Source organism: Micromonospora sp. NPDC049275 (genome assembly GCF_043197115.1).
Lineage (GTDB): Bacteria > Actinomycetota > Actinomycetes > Mycobacteriales > Micromonosporaceae > Micromonospora.
In genome coordinates this window covers 577,564-596,946 of sequence record NZ_JBICSN010000003.1, presented here as the reverse complement: position 1 = coordinate 596,946, position 19,383 = coordinate 577,564, and the positions used below count along the sequence as shown (strand labels likewise).

Annotated in this window: 17 protein-coding genes; 6 read left to right on the top strand and 11 right to left on the bottom strand. The window is 71.7% G+C overall.

Annotation, left to right across the window (positions count from 1 at the left end; genetic code table 11):
• Window positions 1–32: 32 nt before the first annotated feature.
• From ACGFIE_RS13265 to ACGFIE_RS13230, 8 genes are all read right to left on the bottom strand, one after another.
• A complete protein-coding gene (locus ACGFIE_RS13265) occupies window positions 33–1,178 on the bottom strand; it encodes a glycosyltransferase family 4 protein (RefSeq protein WP_393294161.1) in 1,146 nt (381 codons plus the stop codon).
• Window positions 1,179–1,268: 90 nt separating this feature from the next.
• A complete protein-coding gene (locus ACGFIE_RS13260; protein WP_363679040.1) occupies window positions 1,269–2,012 on the bottom strand; it encodes an MBL fold metallo-hydrolase in 744 nt (247 codons plus the stop codon).
• Window positions 2,013–2,236: 224 nt separating this feature from the next.
• Entirely contained in the window at window positions 2,237–3,202 is a 966-nt protein-coding gene (locus ACGFIE_RS13255) for a cysteine synthase (protein WP_363679038.1), read from the bottom strand.
• 11 nt (window positions 3,203–3,213) lie between these two features.
• A complete protein-coding gene (locus tag ACGFIE_RS13250) occupies window positions 3,214–3,609 on the bottom strand; it encodes a MoaD/ThiS family protein (protein WP_363679036.1) in 396 nt (131 codons plus the stop codon).
• A 65-nt stretch (window positions 3,610–3,674) separates the two neighbouring features.
• The gene (locus tag ACGFIE_RS13245) at window positions 3,675–4,163 is read right to left on the bottom strand and encodes a M67 family metallopeptidase (RefSeq protein ID WP_363679034.1); all 489 of its coding nucleotides are present in this window, start codon (window positions 4,161–4,163) and stop codon (window positions 3,675–3,677) included.
• A gap of 52 nt (window positions 4,164–4,215) precedes the next feature.
• The gene (locus ACGFIE_RS13240) at window positions 4,216–4,710 is read right to left on the bottom strand and encodes a DUF2017 domain-containing protein (RefSeq protein WP_007456109.1); all 495 of its coding nucleotides are present in this window, start codon (window positions 4,708–4,710) and stop codon (window positions 4,216–4,218) included.
• 120 nt (window positions 4,711–4,830) lie between these two features.
• Entirely contained in the window at window positions 4,831–5,121 is a 291-nt protein-coding gene (clpS, locus tag ACGFIE_RS13235; protein ID WP_039905549.1) for an ATP-dependent Clp protease adapter ClpS, read from the bottom strand.
• 149 nt (window positions 5,122–5,270) lie between these two features.
• Window positions 5,271–6,821 carry a hypothetical protein gene (locus tag ACGFIE_RS13230; protein ID WP_393294158.1) on the bottom strand — a complete coding sequence of 517 codons (1,551 nt, stop codon included), beginning with the start codon at window positions 6,819–6,821 and terminating at the stop codon, window positions 5,271–5,273.
• Window positions 6,822–7,017: 196 nt separating this feature from the next.
• Here ACGFIE_RS13230 and ACGFIE_RS13225 point away from each other — a divergent pair, with 196 nt between their 5' ends.
• Genes ACGFIE_RS13225 through ACGFIE_RS13210 form a run of 4 tightly spaced genes read left to right on the top strand, consistent with a single transcriptional unit; the run spans window position 7,018 to window position 12,908 of the window.
• Complete coding sequence (locus tag ACGFIE_RS13225) at window positions 7,018–9,696, top strand: LuxR C-terminal-related transcriptional regulator (protein ID WP_393294156.1); 2,679 nt, start codon at window positions 7,018–7,020, stop codon at window positions 9,694–9,696.
• Between the two features lie 16 nt (window positions 9,697–9,712).
• Window positions 9,713–10,999 carry a nicotinate phosphoribosyltransferase gene (locus tag ACGFIE_RS13220; RefSeq protein WP_393294154.1) on the top strand — a complete coding sequence of 429 codons (1,287 nt, stop codon included), beginning with the start codon at window positions 9,713–9,715 and terminating at the stop codon, window positions 10,997–10,999.
• Window positions 11,000–11,035: 36 nt separating this feature from the next.
• Complete coding sequence (locus ACGFIE_RS13215; RefSeq protein WP_393294152.1) at window positions 11,036–11,617, top strand: isochorismatase family protein; 582 nt, start codon at window positions 11,036–11,038, stop codon at window positions 11,615–11,617.
• 40 nt (window positions 11,618–11,657) lie between these two features.
• On the top strand, window positions 11,658–12,908 hold the full coding sequence (locus ACGFIE_RS13210; RefSeq protein WP_393294150.1) for an MFS transporter: 1,251 nt from the start codon (window positions 11,658–11,660) through the stop codon (window positions 12,906–12,908).
• Window positions 12,909–13,280: 372 nt separating this feature from the next.
• Here ACGFIE_RS13210 and ctaD read toward each other — a convergent pair whose 3' ends face one another.
• Window positions 13,281–15,038, bottom strand: coding sequence for a cytochrome c oxidase subunit I (gene ctaD, locus ACGFIE_RS13205; protein WP_363679022.1), 1,758 nt, complete (start codon window positions 15,036–15,038; stop codon window positions 13,281–13,283).
• A gap of 129 nt (window positions 15,039–15,167) precedes the next feature.
• Window positions 15,168–16,274: an FAD-dependent monooxygenase gene (locus tag ACGFIE_RS13200; RefSeq protein WP_393294148.1), complete on the bottom strand. Its 1,107-nt coding sequence runs from the start codon at window positions 16,272–16,274 to the stop codon at window positions 15,168–15,170.
• A gap of 300 nt (window positions 16,275–16,574) precedes the next feature.
• On the opposite strand from ACGFIE_RS13200, the gene ACGFIE_RS13195 reads away from it, so the two are divergent.
• Both ACGFIE_RS13195 and ACGFIE_RS13190 read left to right on the top strand, forming a co-directional pair.
• Window positions 16,575–17,696 carry a cellulose binding domain-containing protein gene (locus ACGFIE_RS13195; RefSeq protein WP_393294146.1) on the top strand — a complete coding sequence of 374 codons (1,122 nt, stop codon included), beginning with the start codon at window positions 16,575–16,577 and terminating at the stop codon, window positions 17,694–17,696.
• A gap of 313 nt (window positions 17,697–18,009) precedes the next feature.
• On the top strand, window positions 18,010–18,852 hold the full coding sequence (locus ACGFIE_RS13190) for a helix-turn-helix transcriptional regulator (protein ID WP_363679016.1): 843 nt from the start codon (window positions 18,010–18,012) through the stop codon (window positions 18,850–18,852).
• Between the two features lie 66 nt (window positions 18,853–18,918).
• Here the strand turns inward: ACGFIE_RS13190 and ACGFIE_RS13185 are convergent.
• On the bottom strand, window positions 18,919–19,383 hold a 465-nt coding region (locus ACGFIE_RS13185), incomplete at its 5' end, for an FG-GAP repeat domain-containing protein (RefSeq protein ID WP_393294144.1).

Here is a 19,383-nt window from a genome sequence, read left to right as displayed (position 1 = left end):
CAGCGCGGTGCGGAACCCACCGCCTCTGCCACTCACGACGCGGACCGCAGGTCGACGGTGGCGGACTGGGCACGTACCGCCGAATAGTGCCCGACCAGCTCGTCGCCGACGGCCGCCCAACTACGCCGGCGAACCGCGGACCGGGCGGCCACCCCGTACGCCCGCCGCCGGTCCGCGTCCCCGGCCAGCGCGGCCACCGCGGCGGCCAGGGCGTCCCCGTCGTCCGGCGGGACCAGCAGGCCCGTCGTTCCCGAGTCGACCAGGTCGACGGGCCCACCACGCGCCGGTGCGACCACCGGCACCCCCGAAGCCAACGCCTCCTGCAGAGTCTGGCCGAACGTCTCGTGCGGACCGGTGTGCACGAACACGTCCAGGCTGGCGTAGAGCCGGGCCAGGTCCTCGCCGTGCTGCACGCCCAGGAAGTCCACGGCCGGCAGCGCCCGGGCCAGTTGGTGGCGGGCCGGACCGTCACCGGCCACCACGACCCGCACGCCCGGCAGCCGGGACGTCGCCGCCAGCAGCTCCACCCGCTTCTCCGGGGCCAGCCGGCCGACGTAGCCGACCAGCAGCTCCCCGTCGGGGGCCAACCGCCGCCGCAGCTCCGGGCACCGCTTGGCCGGATCGAACCGGACCGCGTCCACCCCCCGGCCCCACAACCAGATCCGCTGCACCCCGTTGGCGATCAGGTCGGCAGCCGCCCGGGTCGACGGCGCGAGAGTCCGCTGCGCCAGATTGTGGATCTCCCGAAGCCGCCGCCACGCGGCCGCCTCACCCCAACTCACCCGGTACGCCCTGGCGTAGGCCGCCACGTCGGTCTGGTAGACCGCCACCATCGGCAACCCGTACCGGCTGGCGAGCGTGGCCGCGCGGGCGCCGAGGACGAACGGACTGGCCAGGTGCACCACGTCGGGCGCTGCCGACAGCAACGCCCCCGCCAGCCGGGTGGTGGTCGGCACGCCCAACCGGAAGCCCTGGTAACGGGGCATCGGCACGCTCGGGATACGCACCACCGGGTACGGCAGCCCCTCGATGTCCCGCCGCGCCGCCCCGGTCGGGGCGGGCGCGATGACGACCGGCTCGTGGCCCCGGGCCAGCAGGTGCTCCGCCGTACGCACCACGGAGTGCGCGACGCCGTTCACGTCCGGCGGGAACGACTCGGTCACGATGGCGATCCGCATGCCCACACCGTGCGGGTGCCACGGGTGCGCCAGGCTACCGGCCGCTGACCGGCCGGCGAACAGTACGGCACAACACCGTCGCGACGGGCGTCAGATGTCGTAGCTGGCGCCGGCCCGGACCACCTCGAGCGGCCCGGTGTACGCGGCGGCGGCCGACTCCAACGTGTGCGCCTCGCTGCCCCAGGCCGCGACCAGGTGGGTGAGCAGCAGCTTGCCCACCACCGCCTTGGTCGCCGTCTCGCCGGCCTCCCGGCCGGTCAGGTGCAGGTCCGGAGGATTGTCCGCGCCATCGAGGTAGCTGGCCTCGCACAGGAACACGTCGGCGTTCTGCGCCAGGCGCAGCAACGCGTCGCAGGGGGCGGTGTCCGACGAGTAGCACAGCGAACGACCACCGTGCTCCAACCGCACGCCGTACGTCTCGACGGGGTGGTTGACCCGGTCGACGGTGACCGTGAACGGCCCGATCGGGAAGGTGCCCGGCTGCAACGCGTAGAACTGGTAGACGTCCTCCACGGTGCCGTTGTCGCCGTAGGCGGCGCTGAGCCGGTCCGGTGCGCCGGAGGGCGCGTACACGGGCAACGGCGGGTAGGGGCCGTCCGGGGCGTACCGGCGGACCACCACGTACGACGCGGCGTCGAGGATGTGGTCACAGTGCAGGTGGGTCAGCAGGATCGCGTCGGGGGCGTGCAGCCCGACGTAGCGCTGGAGGCTGGACAGCGACCCCGGGCCGAAGTCGACCAGGAGGCGGAAGCCGTCGGCCTCGACGAGATAGGCGGAGCACGGTGACTCCGGGCCGGGGAAGCTGCCGGCACACCCCAGGACGGTCAGTCGCATCGGGTTGTCTCACTGCTACTGTCAGTAGCATCTATGCCGGCGGTCGTCCCGGCCATGATCTCTACCGACGCGTACGCCACGCTGCGCAGCCTACGCTGGGGTGCCCGGCGACAAGAATCATCCGTTGGAAGTTGTCACGAACGTGACACCTGCTCACAGCGCGGCGGCGACGAGACGGGCCGCCGACGCGTACGCCGACGGCCCGTTCGCGAAGACCCCTGCGGTCAGGCCCAGAGCTGGCCCTCCAGCGCTTCCTCGGCATCCGCGAGAGTGCCGCCGTACGCGCCTGTGGACAGATATTTCCAGCCGCCGTCGCAGACCACGAAAGCCACGTCGGCACGCCGGCCGTCGCGGACCGCCTCGTGCGCCACCGCGAGGGCGGCGTGCAGGATCGCGCCTGTGGAGAACCCGGCGAAGATGCCCTCCACCTCGACGAGCTGACGGGTACGCAGCACCGCGTCCCGGGTGCCCACCGAGAAGCGCCGGGACAGCACCGACGCGTCGTACAGCTCCGGCACGTACCCCTCGTCGATGTTGCGCAGCCCGTAGACCAGCTCGCCGTAGCGCGGCTCTGCCGCCACGACCTGGATGCCCTCGACCTTCTCGCGCAGGTAGCGCCCGGTGCCCATCAGGGTGCCGGTGGTGCCCAGCCCGGCCACGAAGTGCGTGATGGTGGGCAGGTCGTGCAGCAACTCCGGGCCTGTCGTCTCGTAGTGCGCCCGCGCGTTGGCCTCGTTGCCGTACTGGTAGAGCATCACCCAGTCCGGGTGCTCGGCGGCGATCTGCTTGGCCGTCGCGACGGCCTGGTTGGAGCCGCCCGCCGCCTCCGAGAAGATGATCTCCGCACCGTACATGCGGAGCAGCTGGACCCGCTCGGTGGAGACGTTCTCGGGCATCACGCAGACCAGCCGGTACCCGCGCAGCTTGGCCACCATGGCCAGCGAGATGCCGGTGTTGCCGCTGGTCGGCTCCAGGATGGTGTCGCCCGCCCGGAGCCGGCCGGCCTCCTCCGCAGCGCGGACCATGAACATCGCCGCGCGGTCCTTGATGCTGCCCGTCGGGTTCCGGTCCTCCAGCTTCGCCCAGAGCCGCACCGGCGGGGCACCCTCGGGCACCGTCGGAGAGAGCCGGGGCAGACCGACGAGCGGCGTGCCCCCGCACGCATCGAGCAGGCTGTCGTACCGCGCCATGGCGGCCGCCCTCAGCGAGCCGCGACGGCGGCGCTGCGGGAGCCGGCCACGGCTGCCGCGGCGCTGTGCGAGCTGATCGCCGCTGCCGCGGCGCTGTGCGAGCTGATCGCCGCTGCCGCCGCGAAGCCGAACGCGCCGCCGGCCACTGCCGGCAGGATGGTGACGCTGTCGCCGTCGGACAGCTTCGCGTCGAGCGCGCCGAGGAAGCGGACGTCCTCGTCGTTGACGTAGACGTTCACGAAACGGTGCAGCGCGCCGGCCTCGGTGACCAGACGGCCACGCAGCCCGGCGTGCCGCGAGTCCAGGTCGGTGAGCAGGTCGCCCAGCGTGTCGCCGGTGCCCTCGACGACCTTGGCGCCGCCGGTGTAGCTGCGCAGGATGGTGGGGATGCGAATCTCGATGGCCATGATGTCGTGCTCCTCAAACGGGTGTGCCAACGGTGACGGGAAGAACGGGTGCGAACGCTGACGGGTCAGCGGCCGGAACACTCGTAGTCGACCGTCGCCGGGCTCTGCCCGAACATGTAGGACTGCACGGCGTGCGGGTCGACCCCGGCCTCCACGATCTGGACCGGCTCCTCGGTGACCACGCCGTCGACGATCCGGAACGACCGGATCTCCTCCGAGTCGGGCTCGCGGGTCGAGACGAGCAGGTAGTGCGCGCCCGGCTCGCCGGCGAAGGAGACATCCGTGCGAGACGGGTACGCCTCGGTGGCGGTGTGCGAGTGGTAGATGACGACGGGCTCCTCGTCCCGGTCGTCCATCTCCCGCCACACCCGCAGATGCTCCATCGAGTCGAACTCGTAGAAGGTCATCGACCGCGCGACATTGTCCATCGGGATGTGCCGGGTCGGGGTGTCGCTGCCGACGGCGCCGGCGACGACGCCGCACGCCTCGTCGGGGTGATCCCGCCGCGCGTGGGCGACGATCGCGTCGATGATCGACCGGTCGATGCTCAGCACGTGCACCAGCCTAACGCCTACCGGGCAGGCCCTGAAGTGGTGCCGGTCACGCCTAGTCGATCAAGGCGTTGAGCAGCGACTCCTGCAGATATCCGAGATACGCGTAGACCGACAGCTGGAACACCCGGCTCGAGCCCGGATCCTCGGTCACCGCGTCGTCCAACTCCTCGCCCAGATCCGTGCCGTCCTTGATCTCCAGCCGGACACCCATCGCCAGCCGCGCGTCGTTGAGCGCCCGCAGCCACGCCTCGGCCGCCTCGGCGTCCAACCGCACCTCGCCGCCGGCCTCGTCGGGCAGCGCGGCCAGGATGGCCCCCGCCTGGTCGATCTTGGCGGTCTTCAGATCACCCTCGGTGTAGCGACGGAACTCCGCGGTGCCGCTCGCGTCCTTCGGGTAGACCGCCGGGAACAGCCGACCCACCACCGGGTCCGTGTGGTCGAAACCGTCGGTGAGCAGACCGACCACCTCGGAGGCGACCTTCCGCAGCACCCGCACCTCGTCCACCGCGAAGGTGGCGACATAGCGGCCAGCCTGCCGCCGGAACATACTCACGATGCCTGTCCTGTTCGCGACTGCGGGGCTCGCAAACCCGGCTCACTCCTCGCGCTCACGATGCCTGTCCTGTTCGCGACTGCGGGGCTCGCAAACCCGGCTCACTCCTCGCGCTCACGAGCGGTCCACCGTTGCCCACAGGCCGTACGCGTGCAGCTGCGACGCGTCATGCTCCATCCGCTCCCGGGCCCCCGTGGAGACCACGGCGCGGCCCTTGTGGTGCACGTCCAGCATGAGCTGCTCCGCCCTCTCCCGGCTGTAGCCGAACAGCTTCTGGAAGACCCAGGTCACGTACGTCATCAGGTTGACCGGGTCGTCCCACACGATCGTCACCCATTGCCGGTCGGGCGCCGGCACGTCGTCAGTGGCCGGCGTCTCGACCGGTGCAACCTGTGGAGCCGCCATGCCCCCCATCGTGCCACCGGTTTCCCGGAACCGAGGAACCGGAACGCCGGGCGAACCAGGATCACCCGCCATGAGCACCCCACCACCACCCCGCGCCTCGTCGAACGCGAGGTGCGGGGCGGACCCGAGCCGGTAGGTGACCACAACCGTCAGGCGAGCAGGATGCCGTGGTCGACAGCGTCGGAGAGCACCACGTCCAGCGAGAGGCGGATCACCTCGAACCGCCGCGAGATCTCCCGGGAAAGCTCCAACTCGACCTCCCGCAACGCCCGCTGGGACCAGGCCCGCGCGGCGTTGTGGTCGTCGTTGCCCGGCGTACGCCACTGCTGCCAGCACCCGCCGGAGAGCGCCACCGCGATCGGGGGAAGCACCTCGTCCCGGGTCACCGCCGGATAGCCGGCGAGCGCGTCGATCGCCTCCGCGCCGGTCAGCCCGGCCACACCCGCCGTACTCGTGATCAGCAGGACCCGGTCCAGGTCGCGCCCCGGGCGGTGGTCGGCCAGGCCGTACTGGACGGCGGTGGCGATCCGGCGGCGGACGCCCTCCGCCGGTGTCGCGCCGAGCACCTGGGCGGCGGTGTCGGCCACGACGCCCCGCACCGCGTGGTCGCACTGCGCGGTGGCCAGCAACGACAGCGCCGCCATCTCCCGGTCGAGCAGGTCCGGCAGGCCGGCGCAGCCGACCCCGAAGACGATCTCCTGGACCGCCCGCAGATGGATGTTCGCCAATTCCAGGGCCAGGTGCTGGCGGATCCGCTGGGCGCAGGAGCGGGTCTGCCGGTCGAGCCGCTCGGACCAGTCCCCCGGGTCGGCGGCCACCGCCACCCGGTCGTGCTGCCCCGGCAGCACCGGCGGATCGGCGCTGGCCCGCTGCAACCCCTCGGTCGCCGACCAGCCCACCAACGCCCGGCGCAGGTCGTCGGCGGAATCGGCGCCGTCGACCGGGAACCACCGCGCGCCGGCCAGGGAGGGGACCGCGGCCAGCAGAGCCGCCCGGTGCGCCTCGACGGTCACCGCGACCGGATCCACCTCCCCGGACCGGCGGCCGGATGGCGAGACGGACGCCCCCGCGTCCTCCGTCACCGCCACGCCGTCGGCGACCGGCGCCCAACCGGCCGCACCCGGGGTCACCGCGAACACGACCTCGACCGGGGCCGCGGCCACCTCGGCGAGCAGATTCAGCTCCTGGGCCGTGAACGCCTGATCCGCCGCGATCACGAACAGCAGCGCTCCGGCCCGGCCGACGGCATCGCGCAGCACCCGGACGCCTGCCACGCCGAGCGCGCCCGTGTCCGGGGTGTCGATCAGTGTGAAGTGGCGCAGCAGCGGCTCGGGCACGCTCAGCTCGACCCGCCGCGGTGGACGGGCCAGCGCCGGGCCGGCGGCGTCCCGATCCGCGCCGTACGAGTGCGGCTGGCGGTAGCCGGGGACGAACGCCGCCCGGGTCGGCACCTGGGCGTGCCGGACCAGCAGCCAACTGCCCGCCGGCACGGTGAGCATCACCGGATCGAGCCCGACCAGGGTGGCGAGGACCGCACGCCGGTCGGCACCGGCCGGGCCGACGGCGACCACGCCGAGCGGCTCGTCCGGCCGGGGAACGGGCACGCCGAGCTCGGTGGGCAGCGGGCCACAGCTCGGCAGATCGGCTGAGCTGGCCATGTCGCCGGACGAGTCGAGCGAGGGGAGAGGGCCCTGCTGCATCGGGTGGCCTCCCGGGGCAGGCGACCGGCGCGCCGGTCGCGTGGAAATCCGGTGACACCACCCGGATGTCGGAAGAGTACGTTCGGCCGGCCGACCAGGCGGAACACTTCGGATACTCACCGGTAATTGTGTGGCTACTCAACTTCAGTGCGTGACGGTGCGGGCGCGGACGGGATTCGATGGATATGCTGCGCGGATGAGTCGATGGAAGTTCGTCGGCCGAACCGATGAGCTCAACCGCCTGCTGGCGGCGGTGACCGGCAGGGCCGGCCGGGGGCTCTTCTTCAGCGGCAGCGCGGGCATCGGCAAGAGCCGGCTGCTGCGCGAGGGTCTCAGCACCCTGCCCACCGACCGGTACGCGATCTGGTCCATCGCGGCCAGCGCCACCACGGCGGCACTGCCGTTCGGCGGGCTGGTGCAGGTCCTCCCGGCAGAGCAGCCCCAGGGCCTCTCCCCCGCCGGCATCCTCCGCTGGGCGTTGGGCGTTCTGCAACAGCAGGCCGCCGGCCGCCGGATCGTGCTCGCCATCGACGACGCGCACCTGCTCGACCCGCCCTCCGCGGCGCTGGTCCATCTGGTCGCCCGCGCCGACAACGCCACAGTCGTGGGCACCCTGCGCGACGGGGAACAGATCCCGCTGCCGATCCGCGCACTCTGGACCGACGACCTGGTCGAGCACGTCGAGCTGACCCCCATGCCACCCTCGGAGACCGCCGGCCTGCTGGCGGCGATCCTGGGCGGCCCGGTCGACGCCGGCTCCGCCGACCGGCTCGGCCGGCTGTCGGCAGGCAACCCGCTGCTGCTGCGCGAGCTCGTGCACGCCGCCAACGGCAGCGAGGAGTTGAAGCGCACCTACGGGATCTGGAAGTGGACCGGGCGACTGGAGCTGGCCCCCAGCCTCACCGAGCTGATCGACACCCGCGTCGGGCAGCTCACCGACGGCGTTCGCACGGTCGTCGAGCTGGTCGCCTTCGGCGAGCCGCTCGGCCTGCACCTGCTCAACCAGGCCGCCGAGCAGTCCGATGTGGAGTTCGCCGAGGAGCGCGGGCTGATCACAGTCGTCCAACACGATCGACGCACAAACGTACGCCTGGCCCACCCGCTCTACGGCGAGGTGATGCGTCGGCGGTGCCCGGTCAGCCGCACCCGGCGCCTCCAGGCGCACCTCGCCGAACTGCTGGAGCAGGTTGGCAAGCGCCGCCGCGACGACCTGCTGCGGGTGGCGGTCTGGCGGCTCGACTCGGGCACCGCGCAGGACGCCGCCCTGCTCGTCGACGCCGCGATGCAGGCGTTCACCCGCTACGACGTACCGCTGGCGACCCGGCTCGCCCGGGCCGCGCTGCACGCGGACGGCGGCTCGGACGCGGCAGAGCTGCTGGCCACGATCCTGATGTTCGCCGACCGACCCGACGAGGCGCTCACCGTCCTCGACGCGGTGACCCTGGAGGCCGGGGACGAGCGCCGGCTCTGCCGGTGGCTGACCGTTCGCGGCATGGTCAGCTACTGGGGCCTCAGCCGAGAGTCGACAGTCGAGGAGATCGCGAGCCGGGTCGAGCAGCTCGGCGACTCGGCCGACCGCGCCCGGGTGCACGCCTTCGAGGCGATCATGCGGCTGCACCGGCTCGACACGACCACCGCCGTACGGCTCAGTCAGACCGTGCTCGATCGGCCCGCGGCCAGCATCGCCGCCCGTGAACTGGCCCGCAGCACGATCGCGTACGTCCAGGCCGTCCAGGGTCAGTTGACACGCAGCGGCGCGGCGATCGCGCAGGTGCACTCCGCCGCGGCCAGCTGGCGCACCGACATGCCGTACCTGCAACTGGCACTGGAGTTGGCCCGCGGCACCCGGCTCATGCTCACCGGCGACCTCGTCGGGATCGACGCGATCGTGGCCGACGAGTTCGCCGATCTGGCGGGCGCCGGCGACTTCCGGCTCGGCACCGGATACCTGGCCATCCTCCAGGCGTACGCCGCGCGGCTGCGCGGGCAGAGCGACTCGGCGATGCGGACGTCGTTGGGCGCCTGCGCGGTGCTGGCGACCAGCCGGGTCTACGCCGGTCTGGCCCAGGCCGAGCGAGCCCAGGCGGCGGCACTGCGCGGCGACGCGGCGCAGGCCAGCGAGGCGATGGCCGAGGCCGACCGCACCCACGCGCCGGGCATGGCGGTGCTCTACCCGTGGCTGGAGCAGGCCCGGGGTGCCGTGCTCGCCGCGTCGGGTGACCTGCCGGGCGCGGTGAAGCAGCTCAACGACCTGACCGACCGGCTCCGCGCGGACGGTTTCGCCGGGCACGAGGTGCACGTTCTGCACGATCTGGTCCGGTTGGACCAGGCCGGGGCGCCGGTCGGGCCCACCTGCTCCGACGGCGGGCGGCGCACCGTGGCGCAGCGCCTCGCGGAGCTGTCCGAGCAGGTGGACGGCGTACTCCCGCCGCTGCTGGCCCGGCACGCCCGGGCCGCGGTGACCGACTCGGCCACCGATCTGCTCGCGGTCGCCGACGACTACGCGGCGCTGGAGCTGACCGTGTACGCCGCCGAGGCCACCGCCCAGGCCCTGCACCGGCTGCGCCAGCAGCACTCGGTGGCGGCAGGCGACGCGCGGGAGCGTCTGGCGGGGCTGCTCGGCCGTTGCGACCTGATCCGCACGCCGGCGCTGCGGGCCGGGGCGCCTGTGCTTACCGAACGCGAGTGGCAGGTGGCTCGCCTCGCCGCGCACGGTGCGACGAGCAAGGCCATCGCCGAGCGGCTCTACCTCTCCGCCCGCACCGTGGAGAACCACCTGCAGCGGATCTACACCAAGCTCGGCGTGACCGGCCGGTCCGAGCTGTGGGCCGCGCTGCGCTCGATCCCGGGCCACGACGGCGGCGGCGCGGGCTGAACCTTAGGCTGGGGCGGTGAGCACCCTCCGCCCCGCGCTGCTGACCGACCACTACGAGCTGACCATGGTCAGCGCGGCACTCAAGGACGGCACCGCCGACCGCCGCTGTGTCTTCGAGGTGTTCAGCCGTCGGCTGCCCAGCGGCCGGCGCTACGGCGTCGTCGCCGGCACCGCGCGGCTCATCGAGCTGATCCGTGACTTCCGGTTCGACCCGGCGGAGGTCGACTTCCTGCGCCGCACCGGGGTGGTCGACGAAGCCGCCGCGGCCTGGCTCACCGACTACCGCTTCACGGGCGACATCGACGGGTACGCCGAGGGCGAGCTGTTCTTCCCCGGCTCGCCGATCCTGACCGTGTCCGGCGGCTTCGCCGAGTGCGTGGTGCTGGAGACGGTGGCGTTGTCCGTGCTCAACCACGACTGTGCGGTGGCGGCGGCCGCGGCACGGATGGTCACCGCCGCCCGGGGCCGGGCACTTATCGAGATGGGATCGCGCCGGGCACACGAGGAGGCGGCGGTGGCGGCGGCGCGAGCCGCGTACCTGGCCGGCTTCCGGTTCACCTCCAACCTGGCCGCCGGGGAGCGCTACGGCATTCCCACGGCGGGCACGGCGGCACACGCGTTCACCCTGCTGCACGACGACGAGCGGACGGCGTTCGCCTCGCAGGTGGCCACGCTGGGCAAGGACACCACGCTGCTTGTCGACACGTACGACATCAGCCAGGGCATCCGCAACGCGATCGCGGTGGCCGGGCCGGAGCTGCGGGCGATCCGGATCGACTCGGGTGACCTGGCGGTGATCGCGCAGCAGTCCCGGGAACTGCTGGACTCGCTGGGCGCCACCGAGACGAAGATCATCGTTTCGGGTGATCTGGACGAGTACTCGATCGCCTCGCTGGCCGCCGAGCCGGTGGACATGTACGGCGCGGGAACGGCCGTGGTGACCGGCTCCGGGGCACCCACGGCGGGGCTGGTCTACAAGCTCGTCGAGGTCGAGGGCCGGCCGGTGGTGAAGCGGTCCGAGCACAAGGCCACCATCGGTGGGCGCAAGGTGGCGGTCCGCCGGCACAAGCCGACAGGCACCGCCACGGACGAGATCATCGTCCCGCAGGGTGTGCCCGACCGGCAGGCCAACGACCGGCTGCTCCAGCGCTCGTACGTGATCGACGGCGAGCCCGTCGCCCTGCCCACCCTCGACGAGTCCCGGGAGCACCTGCGCGAGTGCCTCATCTCCATCCCGTGGGAGGGGCTGAAGCTCTCCGCGGGCGACCCGGCCGTGCCGGTGACCGTCGTACCCGCCGCCTGAGCCCTCCCGCCAACCCGACACGAGAGGCAGATCCCGATGGCCGACGCGCTGATCATCGTGGACGTGCAGAACGACTTCTGCGAGGGCGGCTCACTTGCCGTCCCGGGCGGCGCCGGGGTGGCCGCCGGGATCTCCCGGCTGCTCGCCGCCGAGCCGGACCGGTGGCGACACGTGGTCGCCACGAAGGATTACCACGTCGACCCGGGCGCGCACTTCGGCGATCCGCCGGACTTCGTCGAGTCGTGGCCCCGGCACTGCGTCGTCGGCACCAGCGGCTCGGAGTTCCATCCGGAGCTGGAGACCGGGCGGGTCGAGGCGATCTTCCACAAGGGTGAGCACGCGGCGGCGTACTCCGGGTTCGAGGGCCACGCCGACGACGGCGAGTGCCTGGCCGACTGGCTGCGCCGGCACGACGTGGACCGGGTCGACGTGGTCGGTATCGCCACCGACCACTGCGTCCGCGCCACCGCGCTCGACGCCGCCCGGGAGGGCTTCGCCACCACCGTCCTGCTGGAGCTGACCGCCGCGGTCGCTCCGGAGACCACCGACGTCGCGCTGCGGGCGATGGACGGCGCCGGGGTGGTCCTGCAGGGCGAGCCTGTGATCAGGGCCGCATGAGGCGGTAATTGGTTGGCCAACGGTCCGCCGCCCGTCGAGGATGGCGCCGGAGGTACGGACCAACGTGAACATCAAGCCTTACCGGACAGCCCTCGCCCTGCCCGGCCTGCGGTCGCTGCTACTGGTCGCCGTCCTCGCCCGCATCCCGCTCACGGCGACCGGGGTCACGCTGACCTTCCACGTGGTGCTCGATCTCGATCGGGGCTACGGCGCGGCCGGCCTGGTGGGCACCGCCATCACGGTGGGCGCGGCGATCGGTGGGCCACTGCTCGGCCGCCTGGTCGACAGGCGTGGCCTTCGTCCGGTTCTGGTGCTCACCGGCATCGCCGAGGCGCTGTTCTGGACCACCGCGCCGTCGTTGTCGTACCCGGTGCTGCTGCCGGCCGCGTTCGTGGCCGGCTCGCTGGCCCTGCCCATCTTCTCGGTGGTTCGCCAGTCGATCGCCGCGCTGGTACCGGAAGATCAACGACGACCTGCGTACGCGCTGGACTCCATGTCGGTCGAGCTGTCCTTCATGATCGGACCGGCGCTGGCGGTGGCCCTCGTCACCGCGATCTCGGCGCAGACCACCATGTACCTCGTCGGCGCCGGCATCGTCGGAGCCGGGATCGCCCTGTGGCTGGTGAACCCGCCGACCCGCAGTGCCTCCGAGCCCTCCGGCCCGCGGCGCCACGTGCCTCGCCGGGAGTGGCTGACGCCCCGACTGCTGGCCGTGCTGACGCTCAGCGCCGCCGCCACCCTGGTGCTCGGCGGCACCGACGTCGCGGTGGTGGCCGTCCTGCGGGCCAGCGGCGAGGTCGGCTGGACCGGCGTCGTGCTGGCCGGCTGGGCGATCGCCTCCCTGGTCGGCGGCTTCGCCTACGGGGCGGTGCACCGCTCGCTCTCTCCGCTGGCCCTCACCGCCGCGCTCGCGCTCTGCACCATCCCGGTCGGGTTGGGCGGCGCGCACTGGTGGTTGCTCTGCCTGGCGCTGATCCCGGCCGGCGCGCTGTGCGCGCCGACCATCGCGGCATCCTCCGACGCCGTCAGCCGTCTGGCCCCCGCCGAGGTACGCGGCGAGGCGATGGGCCTGCACGGCTCGGCGGTCACCGTCGGCATCGCGGTCGGCGCACCGCTCGCCGGCGCGGTGATCGACGGCAGCGCGCCGCTGTGGGGCTTCGTGGTGACCGGAGCGCTCGGCGCTCTGGTCACCCTGGTCGTGCTCCCCGTCGAGTTGCGCCACCGCCGGCAGGCCGCAGCCCTCGCGTCGGTGCCGCCCGCCGAGGCCGAGCTCGCCGCCGCCACTCGCTGAGGACATCGCAAACGCCGGCCGGGCCGACGTCGCACCGCGCCGAACCGCCCACGCCGCACCGGTCCGAAGCGGGCCGAACCGGGCCGGGCCGTGCTTGCAGCGGCCTCGCTCGCGACCGCAATCAGTGGAGCCGCCACAGCGGCTCTGGTCGGCGGCACTCTTGCCGAGAACACTTATGACTGTAAGTCATTGAATATGACTCACAGTCATATCACTCAACAGCACACTACGGTCCGGAGCCCCACCGACCCGCCGGGGTGCCCGGACCTGGCGAAGCCACCCCGCCAGACGAGAGTGGGCGGGGCCGGACATGGCGACGGGCGCCGCTCCGGGGTGGTCCCGGGGGCGGCGCCCGTCGTACGACTGAGCGGGTCAGTGCCTGTCGATGTCGCTGGCGGTGTCCTCGCTGTAGCGAGCGCCGCCGTCCGACTCACTGGTGAGCGGCTTGGAGCCACCCTCCGGCGGGCCGGCCAGGGTCTGACCGGCGGCCAGCTCCGGGAACTTCATGTCGAACGCCGGCCGCTCGGAGCGGATACGGGGCATCCGGTCGAAGTTACGCAGCGGCGGCGGGCTGCTGGTCGCCCACTCCAGCGAGTTGCCGTGACCCCACGGGTCGTTCACCTCGACCACGGGGCCGGTCTTGTACGACTTCCAGCAGTTGTAGATGAACGGCAGCGTGGAGATACCGGTGATGAACGCGCCGATCGTGGAGATCGTGTTCAGCGTGGTGAAGCCGTCGCCAGGCAGGTAGTCGGCGTACCGGCGGGGCATGCCCTCGGCGCCGAGCCAGTGCTGCACCAGGAAGGTGGTGTGGAAACCGATCATGGTGAGCCAGAAGTGCACCTTGCCCAGGCGCTCGTCGAGCATCCGGCCGAACATCTTCGGGAACCAGAAGTAGATGCCCGCGAAGACCGCGAACACGATGGTGCCGAAGAGCACGTAGTGGAAGTGCGCCACCACGAAGTACGAGTCCGACACGTGGAAGTCGAGCGGCGGGCTGGCCAGCAGCACACCGGTGAGACCGCCGAAGAGGAAGGTGACCAGGAAGCCGACCGCCCACAGCATGGGCGTCTCGAAGCTGATCTGGCCCCGCCACATGGTGCCGATCCAGTTGAAGAACTTCATGCCTGTCGGCACGGCGATCAGGTAGCTCAGGAAGCTGAAGAACGGCAGCAGGACCTGGCCGGTGGCGAACATGTGGTGCGCCCAGACGCTCATGGAGAGCGCGGCGATCGCGACGGTCGCGGCGACCAGACCCTTGTAGCCGAAGATCGGCTTGCGGGAGAAGACCGGGATGATCTCGCTGATGATGCCGAAGAACGGCAGCGCCACGATGTAGACCTCGGGGTGCCCGAAGAACCAGAACAGGTGCTGCCAGAGCATCGGCCCACCGGTCGCCGCGTCGTACACGTGGGCGCCGAGGATGCGGTCCGCGGCCAGCGCGAACAGCGCGGCGGCCAGCAGCGGGAAGACCAGGATCACCAGCAGGCTGGTGACCAGGATGTTCCACGTGAAGATCGGCATCCGGAACATGGTCATGCCGGGCGCACGCAGGGTGAGCACCGTGGTGATCATGTTCACCGCGCCGAGGATGGTGCCCAGGCCGGAGATGGCCAGACCCATGATCCACATGTTGGCGCCGACGCCGGGCGAGTGCTCGACGCTGCTCAGCGGCGCGTACGCGAACCAGCCGAAGTCGGCGGCGCCGCCCGGGGTGAGGAAGCCTGCCGTCGCAATCGTGCCGCCGAACAGGTACAGCCAGTAGGCGAAGCTGTTCAGGCGGGGGAAGGAAACGTCGGGCGCGCCGATCTGGATCGGCACGATGTAGTTCGCGAAGGCGAACACGATAGGCGTCGCGAAGAACAGCAGCATGATCGTGCCGTGCATCGTGAAGAGCTGGTTGTACTGCTCGGGCGACAGGAACTGCAGCCCGGGTCGGGCCAGCTCAGCCCGCATGACCAGGGCCATCAGGCCGCCGATCAAGAAGAACGCGAACGCGGTGACCATGTACATGATCCCGATCTGCTTCGCGTCCGTGGTACGCAGCAGCCGCGCGATGGCCGACCCCTTGACCGGCTCCCGGACCGGCCAGGGCCGGGTCACGACCGGCTTGGGTGCGACGGTGGTCACGAGTGGCCTCCGGTTCTCGGTTGTCCCGCTCGGCACACGCGGTTATCTGCGGGCCGTCATCCGCAAGGAGGATAGTCCTCGGCAGGTCGCAGCGCCGCGTGGGGTGGCGTGACACGATCTACTACGGGCCTACAGCGGGCCGACCAGCAACCGGTAGTGCTCCCCGAAGATGCGTCCGCCGCGTCCGCGCAGCAGCGGGTCGCGCAGCGCCGGCGGCACGTCCCTGGTGCGGTTGCGGTCGCGGGTCCGGTCGGCCACCCACCGCGTACGCGGGCGACGACGGCTCTCGTACGCCACCAGGGCCGCCTCCACGCTCCCGGCGGCGCGCAGCGACTCGGCCAGCACAACGGCGTCCTCCAGGGCCATCGCGGCGCCCTGGGACAGGGTCGGCGCGGTGGCGTGCGCGGCATCGCCGACCAGCAGCACCCGCCCCCGGTACCAGCGGCCCAGCTCGACCTCGTCGGTGATCCCGGCGTGCACCCGGTCGAGCATCTCCAGCACCTCGGGCACGGGGCCCCGATAGTCGGCGAAGAGTTCGCGCAGCCGAGCCAGAGGGTCGGCGGGCGGCTCGGTGCCCGCCTCGTCGGCGTAGCAGTGCAGCCGACCCTCCCCGATCGGCACCAGCAACAGGCCGGAGCGCTGCCCGAGCAGGGCGGTCCAGTCGGTGACGGGCGGGCCGTCACGCAGGACGGCCCGGTAGACGACGTGCCCGGCCGGGCGGGGCGGCCCGCCGAGCGCCGCCAGGGCCCGGACCGACGAACGTGGCCCGTCGGCGCCGATGACCAGGTCGTACTCGGTGCTGGTGCCGTCGGTGAAGGTGACGCCGACCGCGCGCGACAGCAGATCGAGGGTGCGGACCTCGGCGCCGTGTCGGACGGCCCCGCCGGCGCCGCTGAGCAGCACCCGGTGCAGGTCCGCCCGGGGCAGCGCCCGGCACTCGCCGACGCCGGCCCAGAGGGTGTCGAGGTCCACCTCGCAGAGGGGCAGCCCGGCGGCGTCGAAGAAGCGCTGCCGGTGGATCACCTGCCCGAGAGGCCGGACCGGGTCGTGCAGGTCCAGTCGGTGCAACGCGCGGGCGGCGTTGCCCGGCAGGTAGAGACCGGTCTCGGTCGACTCCCCCGGGGGCAGCTTGTCGGTGACGTCCGGCCGGAAGCCCGCCAGGCGCAGGGCCCGGGCCACGGCCAGGCCGGCGATGCCCGCGCCGACGATGAGGATGCGCAGGGGGGAGCCTGCCATGGTGGTGTACGCCTCCGGAGGGGGAGCGGCACGCGTCGGAGGCAACACGCTACTCGGAGCTATCGGCGCACACCAGGGCCTGATCGGCCCGCCGGATCCGCTCGTCGGCCGTTCGCGCCGCTTAGCTGGCCGCCTTTCGACGCCCGTTCGGCGGCAGGATGGCAATCCTCACAATTCACCAGTTTGACGCTGGCGGTTGCGCACCAGTTTCAGGCATGTAAATGTGTCGTTGAGCGTGGGAGCGCTCCCGCACCACCCCACCACATCCGGCGCCCGGCACGCGCCGAGTCAAGGAGCGTCATGAAACGTCAACTTCGGGCCCTGGCCGCCGCCGGGCTGCTGGTCGCCAGCTCACTCGTCGCCGTGGCCCTCGGCGGCAGCGCCTCCGCCGACACCCAGATCTGCGAACAGTACGGCTCGACTGTCGTCGGGGGCCGCTACGTGGTGCAGAACAACCGCTGGGGCACCACCGCCCAGCAGTGCATCAACGCCACCAGCAACGGCTTCGAGATCACCACCCTGAACGGCAGCAGCCCCACCAACGGCGCGCCCACGGCGTACCCCTCGATCTTCTTCGGTTGTCACTACACCAACTGCTCCCCCGGCACGAACCTGCCGATCCAGGTGAGCCAGATCAGCAGCGCCACCAGCAGCATCTCCTACCGGTACGTCGGCGGCGCCACCTACAACGCGTCGTACGACATCTGGCTGGACCCGTCGCCCAAGCGGGACGGTGTCAACCAGATGGAGATCATGATCTGGCTCAACCGTCAGGGCCCGATCCAGCCCATCGGCTCGGTGGTCGGCACGACCAACCTGGCCGGCCGCACCTGGGAGGTCTGGCGGGGCAGCAACGGCTCCAACAACGTCATCTCGTACGTCGCGCAGTCGGCGACCTCCAGCCTGAACTTCAGCGTGCTGGACTTCATCAACGACACCCGCAACCGGGGCGCGATCAGCAACTCCTGGTACCTGACCAGCATCCAGGCCGGCTTCGAGCCGTGGCAGGGCGGCGTGGGTCTCGCGGTGACCTCGTTCTCGGCGAACGTCAACGGTGGCGGGCAGCCGCCGACCAATCCGACCACCCCGCCGCCGAGCGGTGGCGCCCGGTGCGCGGTGAAGTACACGGCGAACGCGTGGAACAACGGCTTCACCGCGGACGTGCAGATCACCAACACCGGGTCCAGCGCGCTGAACGGCTGGACGCTCACCTACAGCCTGCCCGGCGGACAGCAGGTCACCAACGCCTGGAACGCCACGGTGAGCCAGAGCGGGTCGGCGGTGACCGCCCGCAACGTCAGCCACAACGGATCGGTCGCACCCGGGGGCACGGCCAGCTTCGGCTACCAGGGGACGCTGAGCGGGTCGTACTCGTCCCCGAGCAGCTTCGCGCTGAACGGGACGACCTGCACGCGCAACTGAGCGGTACCACCAGGGCCGCGGGGGCGTGACCGTCAGGTCACGCCCCCGCGGCCCTGCCGTCGGTCGGGGACGGCCGCGGCCCGCCGTCCACCGCGGGAAGTGTCGCCTCGCATTGACTTTTGAGAATCTTGTAAACACCCCGTCACTTCTCCATAATCGCAGGATCCGAATACGGGGGTGTTCAGTGTTGACGACCTTGGGCATAAGTGGATTCGCCGAATCCGTGTACCGGGCCATGCTCGCCGATCCCACGGGCGGTGTGCAAGAACTGGCGGTCCGCCTCGGCGTTACCGAAAAACAGATTCGTCACGCCTTGGACCAGCTCGCCGACCTGGCGCTGCTCACCGACGACGATGCCGGTGGCGGGGTGCGCGTGGTCCGTCCAGCTGTCGGGCTCGGCGCCCTGCTCGCCCAGGCCGAAGCCGAGATGCTGGAGCGTCAGCGCCAGCTCGCGGCGGCCCGGGACGCGATCGCCGCGATCGCCATGGAGCAGGGGCGGCAGTCGCAGCGTGAGAAGTCCGTGCGCCTGGAAGGAATCGACACGGTACGGGCCCGGCTCGAGGACCTGACCCGCGGTGCCCGGGTGGAGTGCGTCTCCCTGAACCCGCGCAACGCACAGACCCCGGACGCCAAGGCGGCCAGCGCCGGGCTGAACGAGCAGATGCTGGCCCGGGGCGTCCAGGTCCGCTGCATCTATCAGGAGAGCTGCCGCAACGAGCCGGCGCTGGTGAGCTACACGCATTGGCTCACCGCCCTCGGCGGCCACCTGCGGACCGTCTCCACCGTCCCGATGCTCGCCATCGTGTACGACCGTGAGGTGGCGCTGCTTCCCCTCGACCCGGGCAACAGCCGGCGCGGCGCGCTGGAGGTGCGTAGCCCCGGCGTGGTGGCCGCCGTGCTCGCTCTCTTCGCTCAGCTCTGGTCGTCGGCGGTGCCGTTCGGGGAAGCCGCCCCGGTCGACGCCAACGGTCTCGATCCGCAGAACCGGCAGATGTTGGAGCTGCTGGCCGGCGGGCAGACCGACGAGATGGCCTCGCGCAAGCTGGGGGTGTCCCTGCGGACAGCGCGCCGGATGGCGGCGGACCTGATGGAGCGGTTGCAGGCACGGAGCCGATTCCAGGCGGGTGCGGAGGCCGCACGGCGCGGCTGGATCTGACCGGCACCCACGGCACGGCTGGCGGGGCCCGGAGAAGTTCCGGGCCCCGCCAGCGTACGGGTGAGATCAGATGCCGTAGACGAACTGGATGTCCACCGGACCGCCGTTGTTGGTGTTGCGGAGGTAGACGGTGTTGTTCGTGGGTCGGCGGACGCCCACTGTGGAGTCGCCGTCGTTGTCCCAGTCGCCCACCACCGGCACGTCGCCCGACGGGCCGTGCCCGAAGATGAAGGAGGCGTCGGTGCTGGTGGTGCCGTTGGTCAGGTACCAGGCCGAGTTGCCCGGCCGGAAGGTACCCACGGTGTCCCTGCCGTCGTTGTCCCAGTCACCGGCAACCGGGCGGTCGCCGGACGGGCCATGCCCGAACTTGAAGGTGGCGTCGGTGCTGGTGGTGCCGTTCGTCAGGTACCAGGTCGACGTGCCCGGCCGGAACACACCCACGGTGTCCCTGCCGTCGTTGTCCCAGTCACCGGCAACCGGGCGGTCGCCGGACGGGCCATGCCCGAACTTGAAGGTGGCGTCGGTGCTGGA